We start from the raw sequence: 21,811 nt of genomic DNA on the forward strand, positions 1-21,811 counted from the left end.
GGATCAGGAAAACGAGTTACGCAAAAGGGAAAAGTATTGAAATAGCTATTAGCCAGTAGCTTTTAGCTATTGGCAAAATGCAGCAAAGATATTAGCGTGGCTCGCGTTAAAGCTTTGCTAATAAATGCCTTACCCTAGCAACAGGAAATATTTATCAACCAGGTTGGGATGCAAACCAAACCGGGAAAACTGGTTTCCTTTATTCTGGCGGGTATCATAAGGGAGGACCCGGGTTGCCTTTCTTCAGTGTCAGCGAGCCTTAGTCATATAGTTCAAATCCGGGAAATCTATGATAAACCGGGGAAGTCTAAAAAAAATTAGTTCGTGGTGCAACTAAATCGATTTCTACGTGTTTATAACTGCAATAAAATTATTTTTCATGGATTGGGAAGAGTTACTGAACCCACTATCGCCAATGTATAAAGACACTATGCAGGAACAAATCAGAATTGTAAACTTACAGGATGGACTCATTGAAGCTGCTAAAAAGCTCGCAGCGGAAAACTACCCGGCGCTCAGCACCGCAACACCAGGTATTCATAAAGCTCTAAACAACGTAATTATCAAGCATTCCATTACGATGTCAGTAGACATTAACAACGCCATCGCAGGAGGAGAGGCGGAGGATTTCCAATTTTAATAACTATGCCATTTTATTATGTACCACTGAGGTAATACGGGGCTTCACTTGTTCAACAGCTATTCAACCTTAAACAACATTTTTCTTGTATTGATGCCACCTACAATGCCATAGCCATTCGTAACATTGGTAAAGACACGTATGGGGTTGCCAATCGCAACATTGCCACCTTCCTTTTGTGCCGTAATGGTACTGAAATATTCATAGGAAGCACGGGTGAGGGTACTCACTTCCACCGTCACCTGGCTAAGGGCGGCGATAGGTTCTGCTGTTTGCAATACAAAGTTGACTTCCTTGCCATCGAAGCGTTCATCACTCATCACAAGGCTGTTATAACTGCTTTTGGTGAAGAAATCCACCAGGTTATTATTGAAAGCAGGATCTAACCGGAAAAGCCGGTAAGCTCCCTGCCCACCAATATCATCAGTTACATAGATCCGTATCCGGTAATAATCTCCCGCGCCACGGCCATCCTTTAATGTAAACTGTACACGGCTGCTATTTCTTTGTGCGCCGGCATTTTTCACATCAGGGGCTATTGGTAGTGTATCCGTTGCCGTTACGGAGGTGAGCCCTGGTGCAGCGACCTGTACTGTGTATTGTTTACCTCTCACCGCTTTCTGCTCAGATACAAAATAGGAAAAACCGTTGATCTGCTGTATGTGTAATGGGGTAAGCGACACGCCATCAGCCGATAACGTTACTGTACTGCCAGGGATATCTTTATAGCCGCTGTCATCCAATACATTGGATGGTATGCTACGGGTTACACGGATATATACCACACTATCCGGTTGGATAAGTGTGTTCACCACTATTTTGTCGCCTTCATAAGGCAACTTAATTTCTACCCTTTTGGAACATGCACTTAAAAGCATGACTAACAGTACCGTACCTACGAAAAAATGTTTCCTGCACATCTCTTTAAAATTTAATAGCGTATGTGACACTGGGCAATATGGGCAAAATGGTAGCCTGCGAAAGATATCTCTTCTGCTCTGTGGCATCATCCATCATTGTATAAAAGAACGGGTTCTTCCGGTTATACACGTTAAATATGCTCAGGTTCCAGCTTCGGCTCCAATGCTTTTTCTGTTTGGTATGCGTAATTCCTATATCCAACCGATGTACATCTGCGCCGCGGTAATTATTCCAGTTATCATAACGATCAATGGAAGTATGACCACCACTGGGATCCCACGGCGATGCGCCGCCAACACCGGCATAACTGGAAACAGGTATGGTGATAGGCGTACCGGAGTTATAATGCCAGGACGCAGAGAATTCCCAATGTTTACCTAAACGTTGCATCAGTACCAGCTCAAGGTCGTGACGGTGATCATATTTATAAGGATAAATTTCATCGTTGTTCACACCTGGGAAACGCCGTGTAGACCACGACAACGTATATCCAATCCAACCGGTAGTAGTTCCTTTACGTTTCTGCAACATCACTTCTGCACCATAGCTCCAGCCTTTTCCTACTGTCACATTTTCATCCCAGCGTGGCACCAACTGGTTAACAATATTATTGCTCTCCTTATTTTCAATCATGTTGTGCATGGATTTGAAATAGCCTTCCAGCGTACATTCGTACATGTTGTTAGCCGATGTTTTAGCTACACCCAACGTCACCTGTTTCGAAAACATAGGCGCTACGCGCTGGGTAGAAGGTACCCATATATCGGTAGGCAACGAAGTTCCATTACTCGACAACAGGTGAATATACTGGTTCATATGTGTATAGGCGGCTTTTACCGCCCAATTGCGTGGCAGCACGTAACGCAGTCCCAGTCTGGGCTGTACGGAGTAGTAAAAACGCCCTTGCACCAGGAAGGCAGAAGCATGCACACCAATATTAGTGAACAGGTTTGGCCGCAGCTGCCAGTCATCCTCCGCGTACATCGATAATTCGGCCCCCGTTACCCGCAGCACCGACTGTAGTGTATCCAGCGGTTTTACCGGACTTCCCTTATCTTGAAAAGAGGAGTTTCCCGGCTTAAAATAATGCATGGTAGTAATGGCGCCAAACCGGAAAGAATGCTTAGGATTAGGACGGAAATCAAAGTCAATTCTTCCACCACTATTCTCCATCTTGGAGCTATATTTTCCATATACATCCGACAGTTCTGCGGAAGGAGGTACTACCGACTTATTTTCATATTGTGTAAAGAAAGAGTACTGCGAATAATTCACCGTAATATTGGAAAATAAACGAGGGCCGTAAATATGATTCCAGCGTAAAGCTGCAATCGTATTACCCCAGCCTAACTGAAATTTTGAACTTTCCCCGCTTTTCGCAGGGTCGTTTGCCAGCACACTGTCGGAGGGTGTTTGTTTCAGCAAAAGATTATCTTCTCCTTTATAAAAACTAAGGAACACCCGGTCTTTGGCAGAAAAAATATGATTCACTTTTGCATTGATATCATAAAAATAAGCCCTGAAATCACCACCGCTTCCCAATTCATTTTCCGACTTCAACGCTGCATTCAGCAGCAGGTCCGGATAAGAGCGGCGGGCAGATAACATAAAAGAAGTTTTACCCTTAACAATAGGACCTTCTACATTGAATTTGGCTGCAATCAACCCTATAGATATATCACCATGATAATTGTTCATATCCCCTTCCTTCATGGCAATATCTACCACAGAAGATAAACGCCCGCCAAAACGCGCCGGGAACGCGCCTTTATACAGGTCGGTCGTTTTTACCACATTGGCATTTACCAAAGAGTACACGCCAAAAAAATGGGAAAAATTAAATATCGGTGTACCATCCATCAGCACCAGGTTCTGATCCGGGCTGCCGCCTCTTACATACAATCCGCCGGCACCATCCATACCACCACTTACTCCTGGCATCGACTGAAGTGTGCGCATTACATCTACCTCTCCCAGCAGCCTCGGCATGGCTTGCAATTCCGAAGTGGAAAGAGTCACCTTGCTCATCTGGGTTTGTTCCTGTAGCTTACTTTTTTCCTTGCCACTGATCACCACTTCTTTTAAACTACCCACTGGCTTTAAGGAGATATTAAGCAGTTGATCTCCCTTCTGCGGAACAGGCTGTAAACGGGAAGCATAACCAATATAGGAAATGACCAGGCTATTGGAATCCTTTACGGTAGTGAAACTAAAAAAACCATATTGATTAGTGGTTGTACCCTGTTTTAATGCAGGCGAATATATAGTGGCGCCAATCAGATTTTCGCCACTCACCGCGTCTTTTATATAACCGCTGATTGTGCGTGTAGTGCGCTGGTCCGGCAATAACACCACCTGGTCACCCACACGGGCAAACCTGATACCATCGGGGGCAAATAGTTCTTCCAGTACTTTTTTAAGGCGCTGATTATGGGCTGTTAACGTAACTTTCCGTGACAAGTTGACAAGTTCCCTGCTATATGAAAAATGAATACCATACTCTCTTTCCAATAATCCACATATCATTTCTATCGGCTGGTCCTTTACTACTACGGTTACTCTTGTTTGCCAGTCCCACCCAAAAACGTTTAGTGGGAAACATAATATAAATATTCCCGTCAGCAGTTTTCCGGCTAACGACATAGTATAGTTAAATTGAAAGGGTGACAGTATGCAGCTATTAGCCGTTAGCTTTCAGCTTTTAGAAAATGCCGTGTGGATCATTTGTGATCTTCACGGCATTTTCTAAAAGCTGAAAGCTAACGGCTAATGGCTATTTCAATTTGTATTGTCTATCGTTCGTTTTTTCGTACCCTGCATTCAGCATCAGTGCCAGCGTTTTAATCACATCATCTGTAGACTCTCCTGTAAAGTCAGCACGAACCGGCAATTTAAGCAGGTCGGTGTTCATGACTTCTACTTTTATGTCGTACACTTCTGTAATGGTATGTAATACTTCTTCCAGTGGTGTATCATAAAATGACAGTGATCTTTTTCCCATGTCGGTAACGTGGGAAGCTATACGAAATGCGGGTCTTTCATTATCTTTCTGTAACAGCATACCATCGGTGAGAATAACGCTATCCTCTTTATCATGATCTATCACTATTACTTTACCACTGCTTACATGTACTTTCAACATGGCGGTGCCGGGCTGATAATTGATCATGAACCGGGTACCCAGTACTTTCACTTCTGTGCGGCCCAATGTAATTACAAATGGGTTGGCTGCACTACCGCTTACATCAAATGTGGCGGTACCGGTGAGACTTACTTTCCTGTTACGGTCATTAAAGCCCCTGGCTACTTCCAGCCTGGAAGCAGCCGATAACTGCACACTGCTGCCATCCTGCAGCGTAGCCTTTACAGGGCCTGAATATGTTTGTTGCGGATGATTACCTACCAGGAACCACCATCCTGCGCCAAATACGACCAGCAATACCGCAGCAATTTTCAGCCAGATAAAGCGGTTTTTAGGCCTGATGGCAATTAATGCCGGTTTGTCATCCATTTTTTTGCTTAGCTGAGACCAGGCGAAGTCGGTATCTGCTGCCACCACTTTTTCGTTGGCCGCTGCAGTATCCAATACTTTAGCCAGTGAGGTAAGCAGGGCCTGGTTACCAGGGTCTGTTTCTTTCCATGCTTCCACCCACGCATACTCTTCCGTATCCGCTTCATTCAGCAGGTACTTGCAGAGCAAGGTATACAGTGCCTCATCAGGCATTGCCTCATTGGGAAAAGATGGTGTCATTAGTTGTTGTAAGTTTTTACAGTCTGCGCCTTAAGGCGATTATACAATAATAAGACGCATGGGAAATATCAATGCCCCCATGCGACCCGAAATTTTTTTAAAACAAAAAACCTGTCAGCAAGGGCAGGTATTCCTTCAGCTCCTGATGCAGGATCTTTAATGCTTTCCCCATCTGATTTTCTACCGTTTTCACGGAAATATTCATGGCGGCCGCTATTTCTGCATATTTCATGTTCTGCTGCCGGCTGAGCACAAATACCTCCCTGCAACGTTCCGGTAACCGTTCCAATGCCTGCCGGTAAAGTCGTTCCAGCTCCTTCACCTCTTCTCCTGCACCAATCGTTGTTTCTGATACCTTTCCATAACCGGTTTCCTTTTCCGTACGTACAACATCCTTCCGCCATTGACTAATGGCGGTATTACGAATAGCAGAAAACAAATATGCTTTCACGGGTCCCGTAATGGTAATGGTTTCCCGTTTCTCCCACAAACGCAGGAATACCTGTTGTACAATCTCCTCCGCTACATGGGAATCCCCCGTGTAGTGAGTGGCAAACGCCAGGCAATGAGCATGGTTTTCCCTGAATAATGCTTCAAATGTTTGCAGCTCCAGCATGATGAGCAGCAAATATAGTTATGATTTATTTGATTTCTACCATTCTGCACATGGGTAAAAATCTTTACGTACAAATACTGAAAAATGACATCTACAGCCATTATATGAAATTTGAATAGGGGGGAAATACCTCTTTCTGCGTCAGGAGAATCACCAAAATCACATAAATCCTGATTATCTTTGTTCCCGCAATGTACAACCTGATCAAAAACTTCCTTTTCCGCTATCCGCCGGAAAACATTCACCACAGCGTAATGCGTGGTATGAAAACAATATATTCTTTGCCCCTGGGCAAAACTGTGCTGAACGCCTTCTGCGGTGTAAAAACCAAAGGACTGGAACGTGAACTGTTTGGACTGAGGTTTTCCAATCCCGTAGGACTGGCAGCTGGTTTTGACAAAGATGCAAAGTACATTGACGAACTGGCCTGTCTGGGCTTCGGCTTTGTAGAAATAGGCACAGTGACTCCGCAGCCACAACCAGGTAATGAACAGCCAAGATTGTTCCGCCTGCCGGCAGATAAAGCCCTCATTAACCGTATGGGCTTTAATAATGAAGGTGCAGTGGCCGCCGCCAAACGCTTACAACGCAAAAAATCCAATATCATCGTAGGAGGAAACATCGGAAAAAACAAAATCACCCCGAATGAAGAAGCCGTGAGCGATTATGAAAAGTGTTTTCATGCGCTGTATGATGTAGTAGATTACTTTGTAGTAAATGTAAGCTCCCCTAATACACCCAATCTGCGTGCCTTACAGGAAAAAGAGCCATTAAAACAACTCCTGCATCACCTGCAGGTGCTGAATACACAAAAAGTGAAGCCCAAGCCTATCCTGCTTAAAATAGCGCCGGATCTGACAACAGAACAGCTGGATGATATCATCGAAATTGTGACAGAAACGAAACTGGCAGGCATTGTGGCTACCAATACCACCATCAGCCGGGCAGGATTAAAAACGCCTGCGGCGGAAGTGAATGATATCGGCGCCGGGGGATTGAGTGGACTACCTGTGAAACGAAAAGCCACAGAAGTAATTCGTTATATTCACACCCACTGCCAGGGCAGCATACCTATTATTGCGGTAGGTGGCATTTTCACAGCCGAGGATGCCCAGGAAAAACTGGATGCCGGAGCCTCCCTGGTACAGGTATATACGGGCTTCATTTATGAAGGTCCTACCATTGTGAAAAAGATCTGTGCCGGATTACGTCAGTAACATCGCATCATCTCTATCTATTCAACCTATATGGAACAGTTTCTAACAGCAGAATCGCTCATCAGTCTATTGACACTGGTGCTCATGGAAATCGTATTGGGCATCGACAATGTCATCTTCGTTTCTATTGTACTTAACAGACTAACCCCTGAAAAAAGGCCTGCAGCCCGCCGCGTATGGATGTTTGCCGGTATGGCCATCCGTATCATCCTCCTGCTCTGCATCGGGTATATTGTAAAAGCGGTAAATCCCCTGTTCAGCATCGGCAGCCATGGCTTTAGTCTCCGTGACCTTATCATGCTGGGTGGCGGTATCTTCCTGCTGATCAAAACCACCCTCGAAATCCACCATAAGCTGGAAGGAGAGGAAGAATCCACTGAAATTAAAAACGGTGGCAAACCTGCCGCATCTTTCCTGAACATCGTGGGTCAGATTATCCTGATAGACACTATCTTCTCTTTCGATAGTATCATTACTGCCGTGGGACTCGCTAAACAGGTACCTGTAATGATTGTGGCCGTTATCATTGCCATGATTGTGATGTTCCTTTTTGCACCACGTATCAGCGATTTTATCCACAAACACCCTACGCTTAAAATGCTGGCACTGTCATTCCTCGTAATGGTAGGTGCTATCCTCATCATTGAAGGATGGGATGCTGAGAAAGCACATGATATGCACCTTAAAAACTACGTATATTTTGCGATGGCTTTTTCCTTTGGTGTAGAAATGCTGAATATGCGGGTAAGAAAACCGTCCAAAGAAAAGCCGGTGGAATTGAGGGAACCGCACTAGCTTTTAGCTTTTAGCAGTTAGCTTTTAGAAAAAATGCAGCGAATTTGAACACAATATATAAGTTCAAATTCGCTGCATTTTTTCTAAAAGCTAACTGCTAAAAGCTAACCGCTAAACGTGGTATTCATCAGCGTTACTGCTACCATACCAGCCGTTTCTGTGCGTAAACGGGTATTACCCAATGATACCGGCACAAAACCTTGTTCCAGCGCCAGTGTAATTTCGTCCGGCGTAAAATCACCTTCCGGCCCTATCAGTATCAGCGTATCTTTTCCGGGCTGCATGGTATGTTGTAATTCCTGCTTTTGTTCCGGCAAGCAATGCGCGATCAACCGCTGCGGGTCCTTATTACTTTTTACCAGTTTATCAAATGCTTGTGGCTCCTGTAATTCCGGTAAATAAAACTGTTGCGATTGCAGCATTGCTGATACCAGTATATTTTGCAGCCGTTCTGCTTTTATTTTTTCCTTCTCTGTACGCTGACTTACCAGGGGAATAATAGTTTGAATACCTATCTCTGTGGCCTTTTCCAGGAACCATTCAATGCGCGAAGCATTTTTAGTAAAGGAGATCCCTATACGAAGCGCCCGGGCAGGCGGTGGCACCGTTTCGCAAGCCAGTATTTTCACCACACACTTCTTGCGGTTATCGTCGGTAATAGCAGCCGTAAACTTATGCCCACGGCCATCTGCCAGTAACACTTTATCGTCCTTTTCGTGACGGAGCACCTGGATACAGTACTTGGACGTATCCTCATTCATTGTATATGCAATGGCATCCGGTTGTATATCCGGTGCGTAAAAAACTGGCAGATCCATGCGCGCAAAGTTAAGCAGAAAGTTTTTTTGTTTTGATGTGAAACCGCACAAACAGTAACACAGAAGCTACCAGCAAGCCCAATAACAGTGCCCACCATACCCCTTCTACACCAAAACCCAACTTAATTCCCAACAGGTACCCCAAAGGAAGACCCAGTCCCCAGTATGCCAGCAGTGTAATCAACGTAGGTATACGCACATCACCCAAACCACGCAAAATTCCCAGCCCTACTACCTGCATCCCGTCAAATAACTGGAAGAAGGCAGCAATGATCAGTAATCCGGAAGCAATCTTTATTACCTGCGGGTCCTGAATATAAAAGGAAGGAAGCAGGTGATTGCCCAGCGTAAATAACAGCGCGGCGCCCCCCATCAGTAACAGCACCATATGGTAACTGGCAATAGCGGATAAACGGAGTTCCCCGAAATTCTTCTTACCAAAATTATTACCGCTTTTAATACCGGCAGCAGCAGAAATACCACTGGCCATCATGTAAGTCATCGAAGCTAAACTCAATGCTATCTGGTGAGCTGCCAACTCGGCTGCGCCCATCCAGCCTACCATTACGGCCGCACCACTGAAAGCGCTCACTTCAAATAAATATTGCATGGCTACCGGCGTACCGATACCTAATATTTTCTTAACCGCAGCGGCCTTCAGGTTTTTAAAACCGAATGATTGCAGGTAAGGCTTAAAGCGTGGCGCACGCAGTACATAGAACATCATAGTAATTCCCATGATCAGTCTGTCTGTGAACGTGGCAATACCCACACCTATCACACCCATTCTAGGCATACCAAACAAGCCGTATACCAGGGTAATACCAATGATAATGTTAATCACATTACCAATGATACTGATGTTCATCGCCTGCCGTGTAAATCCAAGTCCTTCTGCAAACTGCTTGAACGACAGGAACAGCATCAGCGGAATAAACGAAAATCCCAGAAAACGCAGGAAGGGCCTGGCCTGTTCGGCTACATCGCCTTCCTGGTGCAGGAGAGACAAATGGCTGCTGCCAATATAAATGACGGCAGATAATAAGACGCCCACCACCATATTGATGATGAGGCTATGACTCAGTAAATACCCGATGGCATTTTTGTTGCCTCGCCCGTTTTCCTGGGCAATCAGCGGCGTAAGACCATAGGACATGCCGATGCCTGCCACCATAAAAACCGAAAACAAACCATTGCCCAGTGATACCGCTGCCAGCGGTACTTTTCCTGTATGTCCGATAATAATACTATCCGATAATGCTACCAGGGTATGACCCAATTGAGAGATAACTACAGGGTAGGCTAAACTGAAATTGTCTTTGTAATGACCTTTGTATTTTAAGTACAGCTGTTTCATTGATTAATCTTATTATTCTTTATGTATTTAGGTTCCCATTTAAGTAAATACTTCTGCTGTATTTACTATGCTGACAGTTACGGGAGGGATAAAAGCTAAAAAGCCGGCGATCGATATCGATGCCGGCTTTTTAGCAAAATTTTTTATGCGCTAAAAGGGTGCATCTTCAAAGCCTTCATCGAAGTTCATGTCATTCATCTTGGATCCTTTCTGTATATACAGTTTGGCTTCATCGTTGCCGCCACCACCGCCTTGCTGCGAGCGACTGATACCTGCGAAAGGACTGCCACCACCACCGGGATTTTCAAGACTTCCATCATCTTCAAATCGTTGGTATTCCAGTACGGCTCTCAGTTTGATGGTGTCCAGCTGACCATTACGGTGCTTGGCTATACGAACGTGGGTTTCACCTTTATTGGATTCGCCCATTTCATTGGTGTTGATTTCATAATATTCAGGACGATAGAGGAACATTACCATGTCCGCATCCTGCTCGATCGCTCCGGATTCACGGAGATCACTCAACTGCGGCATTTTGTTACCGTCTTTTCGTTTTTCCACATCACGGCTCAACTGCGAGAGGGCGATAATAGGTACCTGTAACTCCTTTGCCAATCCTTTCAGGTCACGGGAAATTTTACTGATTTCCTGTTCGCGGTTGGATCCTTTACCATCACTGCTACCACTCATCAGCTGCAGGTAGTCGATGATGATAACGCCTACACCGTGGTTATGTACCAGTCTGCGGCACTTGGCGCGCAACTCAAAGATGTTGAGTGCCGGGGTATCATCAATGAAGATGGGTGCTTTTGCCAGGCGTTCAATACCGTGGGTCATCAGCTTCTTCATTTCATACTCTTCCAATTTACCACGGGAAATCTTTTCCAGCTTTATTTCTGACTCGGCCGAGAGAATACGTTGTACTATCTGACCGGAGGACATTTCCAATGAAAATACCGCGGCTCCTTTCGGGAAGCGGGGATGAAGCGCCGCATTACGCGCAAGGTTCAGCGCGAAGGCGGTTTTACCCACAGAAGGACGGGCAGCTATAATGATCAGATCCGTAGATTGCCAGCCATAGGTTACCTTATCCAGTGAAGGAAAACCGGAAGGCACCCCGGTAATATCATCTCCTTTGTTACGCAGATCCTCAATACGCTTCATGGTATTTACCAGTACGCGGTCAATAGAATCATAGTTTTTACGGAGGTGATTATTAGTTACCTCAAATAGTTTAGACTCCGCGCTGTCCAGCAGATCAAATACATCGGCCGTGTCTTCATAAGACTCCGTCAGTATTTCTCCGGAAATACGGATCAGTTCACGCTGTATAAATTTCTGGAGAATAATACGGGCATGTGCTTCAATGTTGGCCGAAGACACCACCATATTCGTGAGTTTCATCACGGTAAACGGGCCACCGATTTGTTCCAGGGAGCCCATTGATTTGAGCTCTTCTGTTACGGTGAGGATATCTACGGGCATTGACTTACCTGCCAGGCGGGTCATGGCGCTAAATATAATCTGGTGTGCTTCTACGTAAAAGCACTCCCCTTTTAATATCTCAATTACGGAGTCAAAAGCTCCTTTTTCCAGCATTACGGCTCCCAAAACAGCTTCTTCCAATTCTTTAGCCTGTGGTGGTATCTTGCCATACACCAAGGATGACACATCAATGGACGGTTTTCTACGCACATTGCGGTCCTTCTTAAGATTGAGATCCATTTATGGTTAGTGTATTAAAAAAAGTTAATAAAAGGTTACTGTCAATGGGCCCTTCCAGTTGTTTTTACAATCGATATCTGCATTTTTCCCGCATTCATCAGGGTGATAGCTACTTTAAGAAATTGTAAACTTTTGCAAGCCGTACAAACTAAGGTAAAGGCATTTTTTCGATTAACACCCTTCCGTTAGTTATTAAATTTATTAAGCCTCATACACAGGTTATCCACAAGCAAAATGTCAGTTATCCACTGACAGCATCATGGTTATCCACCAAAACACCAGAAATTCCCAAGCAAAGGTCCGATTATTCACACACATTGTGTAAAAAGATTTTCCACATACTGCAAAAACATCACACCATGGCAAAGGATAAAGCATAAAGGATAAAGCAAAAAGCTATTGTAGCGGAGATTTAAGGGGATCACAGAAAACTTTAGCTGACCGGAATATTCGCTCAAATCTCCGCTACAATAGCTTTTTGCTTTATCCTTTATGCTTTATCCTTTGCTCATTAGTTGTTAACTTTACGCCACTTATATAAACCGAGCAGATAAATGACGATTTCATACAACTGGCTATGTGATTATTTACCGGTGAAGCCTACACCGGAGGAACTATCTACCATTTTAACCAGAATTGGTCTGGAAGTAGAGAACCTGGAAAAATTTGAAGCTGTAAAGGGAAGTCTGGCTGGATTGGTGATCGGAGAAGTACTGACGGCAGAAAAGCACCCCAATGCGGATAAACTGAGACTGACCACCGTTAACACCGGCAACGGTGAGCCCCTGCACATTGTATGTGGCGCTCCTAACGTAGCGGTGGGCCAGAAAGTTGTGGTAGCCCCCATTGGCACCACCATCTACCCACTGGGTGGAGAACCACTGACCATGAAAAAAGCAAAGATCCGTGGAGAAGAAAGCCAGGGAATGATTTGCGCCGAAGATGAAATAGGACTGGGCAACAGTCATGACGGCATCATGGTACTCGATGCCTCCCTGCAACCCGGCACCCCTGCCAGCGAAGTGTTTAAACCTGCTAACGATTACATCTACGAAATAGGACTCACCCCCAACCGTATGGACGCAATGAGCCATATAGGCGTAGCTAAAGACGTATGCGCGTTCCTCAATAACATAGAAAATACGCATAAATACCAGGTAAAACTGCCGGAAATAAAGGCACTGCCTAAAGCAGCTACTCCTTTACCCATCAGCGTTACCATTGAAAATACAGATGCCTGCCCCCGTTACAGTGGTATATCTATTACCGGTATACAGGTGGCGCCATCTCCTGAATGGTTGAAAGCCAAAGTGACTGCCATCGGCGTTCGCTCTATCAACAACATCGTGGATATCACCAACTTCATCCTGCATGAAACCGGGCAACCGCTCCATGCGTTTGATGTGGCAGCCATCAAAGGCAATGCCGTGGTAGTAAAGAACCTGCCAACCGGCACACCATTTATTACCCTCGATGAAAAAGAAAGGAAACTGGACGCTACGGACCTGATGATCTGCAATGGTGCAGGCGAAGGCATGTCTATTGCCGGTGTATTTGGAGGTTTACATTCTGGCGTTTCCGATACCACCCACAGCATTTTCCTGGAAAGCGCCATTTTCAACGCCGGTGGTATCCGTACCACTTCTTTCCGTCATGGATTACGCACCGATGCAGCCTCCCGCTTTGAAAAAGGAGTAGATATCTCCAATGCCGTATTTGCCCTGCAGCGTGCGGCCGATCTCATCTGCGAACTCGGCGGCGGACAGGTAGCATCCGATATCATTGATATATACCCTGCCGTAAAAGTAAAAACACAGATAGAGACTACGTATAGCTATATCCGTAAGCTCAGCGGCAGCAACTATCCGGAAGATAAAATCAAAAACATCCTACGCAGCCTCGGTTTCGAGATACTGTCTGAATCCGCGGGAGGATTTCGTGTATCCGTACCATTCAGCAAACCGGATATCAGTCTCCCGGCCGACCTGGTAGAAGAAGTTATGCGGATAGATGGATTGGATAATATCGAGATCCCTTCTAAAATTGCCATTTCCCCCGCCCTTTCTGCCCAACCGGATGCAGAAAGTGTAAAGGAAAAAGTGGCCGATTATCTCGCTGGCAACGGTTTCAACGAAATTTTTACCAATTCCATTACTAACAGCAAATACTATACGCCGGAAGTACTGGAAACTGCGGTAAAAATGATGAACAGTCTCACTGTAGAACTGGACATCATGCGCCCTTCCATGCTGGAAACCGGTCTGGAAAGCATTTCACATAACCTGAACCGCAAAAACGAAGACCTGATGTTCTTCGAATTCGGGAAAACTTACCAGGTGCTGGAAAAAGGCTACGGTGAAAACAATCACCTGGTACTGTACCTGACAGGTAAACAAACGACCGAAACCTGGATGCATGCATCCAGGCCGGTAGACTTTTACTTCCTGAAAGGTTTTGTTATTAACATACTCAAACAACTGGGTTACAAGCAGCTAACCTGGGCAGAAAGCACCGAACCGGGCTTACAACCGGCCTGGGAAATCAAGGTAAAAAACCAGGTGGTAGTTACCCTAGGAGGCGTTCCCACAGCGAAACTCAAGCAGTTTGATATCAGGCAGGCTGTATGGTTTGCTACCTTCAATTGGGATAAAATACTGGGACTCTTGCAAAAAAGTGATAACTTTTACAAAGAAATCCCGCGTTTCCCGGCAGTTCGCAGGGACCTGGCACTCGTACTGGACAAACAGGTGAAGTTTGCCGCAGTAGAAGCAGCTGCCCGTAGCGTGAAATCCGGCCTGTTACAACAGGTGAATCTGTTCGATGTATTTGAGAGCGAAAAACTAGGCACTAACAAGAAGTCTTACGCAGTAAGCTTTACCTTCCTGGATGCTCAGAAAACACTCACTGACAAAGAAATTGATGGTGTAATGGAAAAACTCATCAAAACATTCGAAACGCAGTTACAGGCAGAGATTAGAAAATAAGATATTGAAATGGTTTTAGAGCAATACATTCAACGCGTAGAAGAGAAACTGCACCTGCTGGTAAAAAAGCTCCAGCAGGTGCAGGCGGAGAATGTATTGCTGAAAGACGAAGTTAAAGTACAACAACAGGAGCTGCAACAGCAGCAACAATCGTTACAGGTACTGGAGGACAGGTTGCAACTCATGAAAATTGCATCCACCGCCCAGGGAGGTACCACCATAGCAGCAGAAGACGAAGCTTTCAAAAAAGAGATTCGCGGCAAAATCAATGATTACATTAAAGAAATTGACCGTTGTATCGCTTTGCTGAACAGCTGATATAAAATCATACATGATGGAACAACTCATTCCTATTAACATAATCGTATCAGACCGCTCTTACCGGATAAAGATAAAACCGGAAGAAGAAGCGGAAGTACGTCGTATTATGAAAGAAGTGAATGAGAAAATTGTCGATTTTAAAACTTCTTATGCAGGAAAAGACCTGCAGGACTATATCGCTATGGCCCTTATCATGTACGCCACACACCCTGTAACCAGCGGCGGAAAAGCCCAGGCAAGCACTGCACCTTTTTTGCAGGAAAAGCTGGAAAAGCTGGAAGAAATTATCAACCAGGCATTGGGTTGATCACGTTACCCATTGCTAAACAATGAATTAGCTAATTGGCTAATTATCACGTATCAAAGACGCTTTAACTGCTATTTTTTTGTATTTTCGCGGGTCAGTTCTCGCCCCTGTTGTGTTTTAGCAGCGACATGGGTATGAGGATACTACATAAATCAAGTATAAATAATTCATATGGATGTTACACTTATCACGACAATAGCTGCAGTAGTGGCATTGATCATTGGGATTGTGCTAGGTAAGGTGATTTTTGCCAAAAATACACAGCATAAAATAGATGAAGCTGAGAACCAGGCTAAAAAAATCATTGCAGATGCACAGATTAGTGCGGAAAATCTCAAGAAAGACAGACTGCTGGAAGCAAAAGAAAAATACCTGCAATTAAAAAGCGAGTACGAGAAAGATGTACTGCTACGTAATCAGAAACTGGGGGAGTCGGAAAATCGCATCAAACAGAAAGAACAAGCCATCAGCCTCAAAAACGAGCAACTTCAGAAGCAATTAAACGAAAACGATGCTATCAAAGAAGGCTTGAACCGTCAGATGGAACTTGTGACCATTAAACGTACAGAACTGGAAAAACACCAGGAAGAACATATCCGCCGCCTTGAAAAAGTAGCCGGATTGACTGCTGATGAAGCGAAACACCAACTGGTAGAAAGTCTGAAAGAAGAAGCCCGCTCACAGGCACTCTCTCATATACAGGAAATCATTGAAGACGCTAAATTAAAAGCGAACAAAGAAGCCAAAAAAATCATCATACAATCTATTCAGCGTACTGCTGCTGAACAAACCATTGAAAATACCATCACTGTATTTACCCTGGAAAGTGATGAAATCAAAGGTCAGATCATTGGGCGTGAGGGCCGTAATATCCGCGCCATTGAAGCGGCTACTGGTGTGGATCTGATCGTAGACGATACCCCTGAAGCTATTGTATTATCTTCCTTCGACCCATTGCGCCGTGAAATAGCGCGTTTATCTCTGCAACGCCTGGTACAGGATGGACGTATCCACCCTGCCCGTATTGAAGAAGTGGTAGAAAAAACCAAGAAACAACTGGAAGAACAGGTAATGGACATTGGTGAAAGAACCGTGATAGAACTGGGTATCCATGGCCTGCATAAAGAATTGGTGCGCCTGGTAGGTAAGATGCGTTTCCGCTCTTCCTACGGACAAAACCTGCTTATGCACTCCAAAGAAACTGCGAATCTTTGCGCAGTGATGGCAGCTGAGCTGGGCTTAAACCCTAAACTGGCCAAACGTGCCGGCTTACTGCACGATATTGGTAAAGTACCTGATGAAGAAACTGAGCTGAGCCACGCCCTCTTAGGTGCTAAACTCGCTGAAAAATATGGTGAACATGCTGCGGTAGTTAATGCTATCGGCGCGCACCACGATGAAATGGAAATGCAATATGTCATTTCTCCGATCGTTCAGGCCTGTGATGCGATCAGCGGTGCCCGCCCAGGTGCGCGTCGTGAAATCATGCAAAGCTACCTGCAACGTATCAAGGACCTGGAAAACCTGGCCCTGGCTCATGATGGTGTGGAAAAAGCATATGCTATCCAGGCTGGTAGAGAACTGCGTATTATTGTAGAAAGTGATAAGGTATCCGATGGCGATGCCGATCGTTTATCTTTCGAAATTGCCAATAAGATACAAACTGAAATGCAGTATCCTGGCCAGATTAAAGTAACGGTGATCCGCGAAAAAAGAGCAGTGAACATTGCGAGATAATTTTCTGATTTAGAAATCCAGGAAATTGAACTTATATTGGAGTCCTCCGGTTTTACCGGGGGACTTTTTTATGAATTAAACTGGTCTTCAATCAATAAATGCAGTGTTATGAAAAAAACCTTCATTAAATTCCTACTGGGTTCCGCCCTCTTACTGGGCACGAGCCAGGTGTTTGCACAAAAAACGCAATCATTATTCAATGGTAAGAACCTGGATGGATGGAAAATCTATGGTACCGAAAAGTGGTATGTAGAAAAAGGGGAACTCATCTGTGAAAGCGGCCCTGACAAAGAATATGGTTACCTGGGTACCGATGGTCAATACAAAGATTTTGAACTGACGGTACAATTCAAACAGGAAGCTAATGGCAACAGCGGTGTATTCTTCCACTCCTCCCTGGATGGAACTAAAATTACTGGCTGGCAGGCAGAAGTAGCCCCCCCTGGCATGCATACCGGTGGTATTTATGAATCTTATGGTCGTGGATGGCTGATACAACCCGACAAGGAAAAAGAAAAATACTTGAAAATGGGCGAATGGAATACCATGAAAGTACGGGTGCAAGGCGACAACGTAACGACCTGGCTCAATGGGCAGGAAATGATCACCCTGAAAGACGATAAAATAGGCGCTGCCAATGGCCAGATCGCCCTGCAGATCCATTCAGGCGGTGGTATCAAGGTAAGATGGAAAAACATCAAGCTGACACCCCTGAAATCGTAAATCAAACTGCTTCAATGCATTTTAAGGATAAAGTAATACTTATTACAGGCGCCAGCTCGGGTATAGGCCATGAGCTGGCGCTTTTACTGGCAAAAGAAAAGGCCAGACTAATTCTGGCCGCTCGTAACCAGGCCGCCCTGGAAGCGGTCCGCAACCAGTGCCTGTTATACACTCCTTACTGCGAAATTGTATTGATGGATGTAACAGATGAAGCCCAGGTAAATGAAGGTGCCCACCGCGCTTTACAATTTTTTGGGAAAATAGATGTACTCGTGAATAATGCCGGCGTAACCCAACGGTCAAAGCTCATAGATACCTCTGTTGCCGCAGTCAGACAACTGATGGAAGTGAATTTTTTTGGCGCCGTCATGCTTACCCAGGCCCTGTTACCCCATTTCAGGGAACAGGCAGGCGGACAAATCATTATTATCAGCAGCATGGCCGGATTAATGGGGTATCCCTGGCGTTCCGGCTACAATGCAGCCAAACATGCCCTGCAGGGATACTTTGAAACCCTGCAAACAGAACAACCTATTCCCCATTTATATACCACCATCGTTTGTCCGGGAAGGATACACACCCCCATTACCTATTCTGCTATCACGGCTAACGGTGACGCCTATGGTAAAATGGATCCTAAACAGGCAAAAGGGTTATCAGTTGCTTTCTGCGCAAGGCGTATACTAAAGGCCATGCATAAACGAAAAAAAGTAGTGTTGATTGCCAGAGAAGAACGGATACTATTGTGGTTCAAAAGGTATTTACCGCCCCTGTTTTATGTGATTGCGCGCAAAGGAAATTGATTTGTACCCCTTTCCCTTATTCATCATTTATCCACTGCATAAAAAGTAAACATGTTACCCAAGAAGAATATCCTGTTATTACTGACTACGATCTTGTTTTCCTGTAATAACAACAGTACTGTCACGGAAGAACAACAGATAACAGATGTTCCCATGGCGTTTTCTTTCCTCAGTACGCGTCCTCCTTACGAAGAGGACATTTCCACTACTATTTTAAAAGTGCTCAATACCGGCAGTATTAACCATGCGGCGGCTAACCGGGAAGACAGTGCCCTGGTGTTTAAGGATGCAAATACTGGTGCGGTTCCGGTATATGCCGATATCTCTTTTTTTCTGGTGCAAAATAAAGACACGCTTGCAAAAGCATGTAGCGGCAGTTTTGGAAAAGAGGCGGACCTGGACAGCATCGCTGGCATAGATTTCAGCCGATATTTCACAATAGTTGTCACACATCCTCCTTCCGGGGAGCTGTCTTATTATGACATCCTTTCACAGGAACATCGGTCGGGGGACACGGTTTTTCTTTCCTTAACATCCCACCCTACAAACAATTCTGACGGATCTTCTGCGGTGGTAAATAATTTCTGGACCACCTGTGTGTATAAGACGCCAAAGGAGCATTACCGCTTATTGGCGCTTGCCTTCAGGAATGATACCACTTTTTATAAGTTGAAATAAACCAATAATTAAAAGCAACGGCTGCACCTTAAATCAGTGCAGCCGTTGCTTTTAATTACAATATAGTGATTCACTATTTCCAGAAGCCTTCATCTTCCTCCTCATCATCTTCCTCTCCCTTCTCTTTATCATCTTCTTTCTTATCTTTTTCTTCCTCTTCCTCCTCTTCTTCCTCATCCACTTCACTCCCCCCCACTACCAGTAGGTTTTCTCCAAGGATGACATCTTCTACCATGTCATCAGGATCCTTATCGCCGTCCTCATCATCAGCAGCATCATCTTCTTCTTCATCATCGTCATCCTCCTCTTCTTCAGCGGCTTCTTCTTCCAATGTCACTTCTTCTGTTTCTTTTCCGGAGATGCTATCCTCTACGATGCCATCCGGATCTTCGTCTCCAGTACCATCGTTTTCATCTGACACAGTATCCACTGGCGGTTCGGCCGGATCTTCTGTAGTCGTGATGTTATCTTCGACTGTATCCTGTTCTGCAGAAATAGTATCTGTTGTAGTTGTATCCGGATCTTCCTCACCACCGAGTTCTTCGTTTACTTCCTCTATGATATCATCAAAGCGAACGATTTCGTCGTCGGGTTCCACTTCTTCATCTTCTGAGGCAGGTTGCTCTTCCTCAGATGGCGTAAGGGTAATATCCAGTTTATGATCGGGGTCCAGTAGTTCTCCATCTTCAGACACCATCAGGGAATGTGCTGTTTCAGCGGCATGGGTGCTGTGTTCACCACGACCCAGGGTCGCTGTTTCATCGCTGATGAGGGTAGGTTGTACCATTTCTTCATCAAACAGTTCCTTCAGTTTAGGTAGATCTGCTACGGAGCTGATACCGAAATAATCCATAAAGGAGCGGGAAACGGCGTATAGCAGGGGTTTACCGGGCTGATCTTCACTACGGCCTGTGATAACGATGAGTTCTTTTTCCAGAAGTTTTTGAATAGAATAATCGGTGCTGACACCACGGATATATTCTATTTCCCCTTTGGAAATAGGCTGACGGTAAGCAATAATGGCCAATGTTTCCAGAGCAGCTGTTGATAAGCGCTTCAGGAATTTGTCACCATTCAGCTGGGCTACTGTCTGATAATATTCTTTTTTGGTAAGGAATTGATAGCCGCCGCCACTGCTGCGCACTTCAAATGCATAAAACTCAGAGCTGTATTTTTCCCTGATGGCCTCCATAGCAGCTTCTACCTGATCCAGGGTAGTACGGTCTTCCAGGAAAGCCAATGCATTGTTGAGCAGATCCACTATTTCCAGCAAAGGCAATGGCCTGTCGGCCGCAAAAATTAATGCTTCCACGTGCGGGATGATCTGTGATATTTCCATACGTTAACAGGAGGTGTGGATGTTACAAAAAAGGTCAAAGACCGAAAATACAGTCTTTGACCCTAATCTGAAAATATTAATTCAGTTGTTGACTTAGTGCTAAAAATTGCCTTACAGTACTTAACTTCCTAATGCTGCAGCACCGCTCACGATTTCCGTCAGCTCGGTGGTAATGGCTGCCTGACGTGCACGGTTATAAGAGATTTTCAGGGAACGCAGCATTTCGCTGGCGTTTTCTGTTGCCTTATCCATCGCAGTCATACGGGCACCATGCTCGGAAGCATGAGAATCCAGGATGGCTTTGAAGAACTGAGTATTCAGGATCTTAGGCATCAGTTCTGTAATCAGTGTATCTTTTTCAGGCTCGAAAATGAAGTCTGCTTTCAGACCGCTATTTTCCTGGTTTTCTACTTTTGCAATTGGCAGGAACTGTTCAGTAACAAATACCTGCGTAGCTGCATTTTTGAATTCGCTGTACACGATTTCAACTGCATCATAGGTACCGTCTGTGAAACCCTTCAAGGCTACAGCAGCTGCTTCTTTCACGTGATCGAAAGTCAGACTACCAAAGATCTGCCAGAATTTATCGTTTACTTTATATCCGTTCTGTACAAAATGATCGTAACCTTTTTTACCGATCGGCAGGATTTCTACATTGCCTTGTTCAAACTGCTCAGCATACTTTTCGCGGATAACGCGTTTAGCAGCCTTGATCAGGTTGGAGTTGAAAGCACCGCACAAACCTCTGTCTGAAGTAATTACCACAATCAGTACTTTTTCAACGGGGCGCTGTGCCGCCAGTGGCGTATCAATATTGCCTTCACTGTTGGAAACAATATTCTGCAACATTTCCTGGAGCTTTACTGCATAAGGGCGCATTAGCAGGATAGCATCCTGTGCACGTCTTAATTTAGCAGCACTCACCATTTTCATGGCTTTCGTGATCTGCTGACCAGATTGAATAGATTTGATTCGGTTACGAACTTCTTTAAGCTGTCCGGACATATATAAAAATCAATTACGAATTACGAATTATCAATAGCCAAAGCAGGGATAGCCTCCTGAATTTGGCTGCAAAG

19 protein-coding genes are annotated in these 21,811 nt (G+C 44.9%); 10 read left to right on the plus strand and 9 right to left on the minus strand.

Annotated features, from left to right (window positions below; all coding sequences use genetic code 11):
• Positions 1–379: 379 nt before the first annotated feature.
• Positions 380–640 (plus strand): hypothetical protein, encoded by a 261-nt coding sequence (locus AC1DCV_RS10670; protein ID WP_477023167.1) that lies wholly within the window; start codon positions 380–382, stop codon positions 638–640.
• Between the two features lie 59 nt (positions 641–699).
• Here AC1DCV_RS10670 and AC1DCV_RS10675 read toward each other — a convergent pair whose 3' ends face one another.
• The 4 genes from AC1DCV_RS10675 to AC1DCV_RS10690 form a co-directional block, all read right to left on the minus strand.
• Positions 700–1,560: a DUF4249 domain-containing protein gene (locus AC1DCV_RS10675; protein WP_477023168.1), complete on the minus strand. Its 861-nt coding sequence runs from the start codon at positions 1,558–1,560 to the stop codon at positions 700–702.
• 4 nt (positions 1,561–1,564) lie between these two features.
• Positions 1,565–4,204: a carboxypeptidase-like regulatory domain-containing protein gene (locus tag AC1DCV_RS10680; protein ID WP_477023169.1), complete on the minus strand. Its 2,640-nt coding sequence runs from the start codon at positions 4,202–4,204 to the stop codon at positions 1,565–1,567.
• Between the two features lie 130 nt (positions 4,205–4,334).
• Positions 4,335–5,312 (minus strand): FecR domain-containing protein, encoded by a 978-nt coding sequence (locus AC1DCV_RS10685; RefSeq protein WP_477023170.1) that lies wholly within the window; start codon positions 5,310–5,312, stop codon positions 4,335–4,337.
• 97 nt (positions 5,313–5,409) lie between these two features.
• Positions 5,410–5,940 carry an RNA polymerase sigma-70 factor gene (locus AC1DCV_RS10690; RefSeq protein WP_441573440.1) on the minus strand — a complete coding sequence of 177 codons (531 nt, stop codon included), beginning with the start codon at positions 5,938–5,940 and terminating at the stop codon, positions 5,410–5,412.
• Between the two features lie 179 nt (positions 5,941–6,119).
• Here AC1DCV_RS10690 and AC1DCV_RS10695 point away from each other — a divergent pair, with 179 nt between their 5' ends.
• Together AC1DCV_RS10695 and AC1DCV_RS10700 are read left to right on the plus strand one after the other, a co-directional pair.
• The gene (locus tag AC1DCV_RS10695) at positions 6,120–7,145 is read left to right on the plus strand and encodes a quinone-dependent dihydroorotate dehydrogenase (RefSeq protein ID WP_477023171.1); all 1,026 of its coding nucleotides are present in this window, start codon (positions 6,120–6,122) and stop codon (positions 7,143–7,145) included.
• 30 nt (positions 7,146–7,175) lie between these two features.
• The gene (locus tag AC1DCV_RS10700; RefSeq protein WP_441573438.1) at positions 7,176–7,940 is read left to right on the plus strand and encodes a TerC family protein; all 765 of its coding nucleotides are present in this window, start codon (positions 7,176–7,178) and stop codon (positions 7,938–7,940) included.
• A 104-nt stretch (positions 7,941–8,044) separates the two neighbouring features.
• On the opposite strand, the gene AC1DCV_RS10705 is transcribed toward AC1DCV_RS10700, so the two are convergent.
• The 3 genes from AC1DCV_RS10705 to dnaB form a co-directional block, all read right to left on the minus strand.
• Complete coding sequence (locus AC1DCV_RS10705) at positions 8,045–8,758, minus strand: 16S rRNA (uracil(1498)-N(3))-methyltransferase (protein WP_477023172.1); 714 nt, start codon at positions 8,756–8,758, stop codon at positions 8,045–8,047.
• A gap of 10 nt (positions 8,759–8,768) precedes the next feature.
• Positions 8,769–10,115, minus strand: coding sequence for an MATE family efflux transporter (locus tag AC1DCV_RS10710; protein WP_477023173.1), 1,347 nt, complete (start codon positions 10,113–10,115; stop codon positions 8,769–8,771).
• A 150-nt stretch (positions 10,116–10,265) separates the two neighbouring features.
• The gene (gene dnaB, locus AC1DCV_RS10715) at positions 10,266–11,840 is read right to left on the minus strand and encodes a replicative DNA helicase (RefSeq protein WP_441573435.1); all 1,575 of its coding nucleotides are present in this window, start codon (positions 11,838–11,840) and stop codon (positions 10,266–10,268) included.
• Positions 11,841–12,394: 554 nt separating this feature from the next.
• On the opposite strand from dnaB, the gene pheT reads away from it, so the two are divergent.
• From pheT to AC1DCV_RS10750, 7 genes are all read left to right on the plus strand, one after another.
• Complete coding sequence (gene pheT / locus AC1DCV_RS10720) at positions 12,395–14,824, plus strand: phenylalanine--tRNA ligase subunit beta (protein ID WP_477023174.1); 2,430 nt, start codon at positions 12,395–12,397, stop codon at positions 14,822–14,824.
• 9 nt (positions 14,825–14,833) lie between these two features.
• Positions 14,834–15,142, plus strand: coding sequence for a hypothetical protein (locus AC1DCV_RS10725; protein ID WP_477023175.1), 309 nt, complete (start codon positions 14,834–14,836; stop codon positions 15,140–15,142).
• A gap of 13 nt (positions 15,143–15,155) precedes the next feature.
• On the plus strand, positions 15,156–15,452 hold the full coding sequence (locus AC1DCV_RS10730; RefSeq protein WP_477023176.1) for a cell division protein ZapA: 297 nt from the start codon (positions 15,156–15,158) through the stop codon (positions 15,450–15,452).
• Between the two features lie 171 nt (positions 15,453–15,623).
• Positions 15,624–17,189 (plus strand): ribonuclease Y, encoded by a 1,566-nt coding sequence (gene rny / locus AC1DCV_RS10735; protein WP_477023177.1) that lies wholly within the window; start codon positions 15,624–15,626, stop codon positions 17,187–17,189.
• Between the two features lie 108 nt (positions 17,190–17,297).
• A complete protein-coding gene (locus AC1DCV_RS10740; protein ID WP_477023178.1) occupies positions 17,298–17,912 on the plus strand; it encodes a 3-keto-disaccharide hydrolase in 615 nt (204 codons plus the stop codon).
• 14 nt (positions 17,913–17,926) lie between these two features.
• On the plus strand, positions 17,927–18,715 hold the full coding sequence (locus AC1DCV_RS10745) for an SDR family oxidoreductase (RefSeq protein ID WP_477023179.1): 789 nt from the start codon (positions 17,927–17,929) through the stop codon (positions 18,713–18,715).
• A 51-nt stretch (positions 18,716–18,766) separates the two neighbouring features.
• Entirely contained in the window at positions 18,767–19,393 is a 627-nt protein-coding gene (locus tag AC1DCV_RS10750; RefSeq protein WP_477023180.1) for a hypothetical protein, read from the plus strand.
• Positions 19,394–19,466: 73 nt separating this feature from the next.
• Here the strand turns inward: AC1DCV_RS10750 and scpB are convergent, their stop codons facing one another.
• Both scpB and atpG read right to left on the minus strand, forming a co-directional pair.
• Complete coding sequence (gene scpB / locus AC1DCV_RS10755; protein ID WP_477023181.1) at positions 19,467–20,732, minus strand: SMC-Scp complex subunit ScpB; 1,266 nt, start codon at positions 20,730–20,732, stop codon at positions 19,467–19,469.
• 120 nt (positions 20,733–20,852) lie between these two features.
• The gene (atpG, locus tag AC1DCV_RS10760; RefSeq protein ID WP_477023182.1) at positions 20,853–21,737 is read right to left on the minus strand and encodes an ATP synthase F1 subunit gamma; all 885 of its coding nucleotides are present in this window, start codon (positions 21,735–21,737) and stop codon (positions 20,853–20,855) included.
• Between the last annotated feature and the right edge of the window lie 74 nt (positions 21,738–21,811).

It is taken from the genome of Chitinophaga sp. 10T418 (assembly GCF_056394125.1).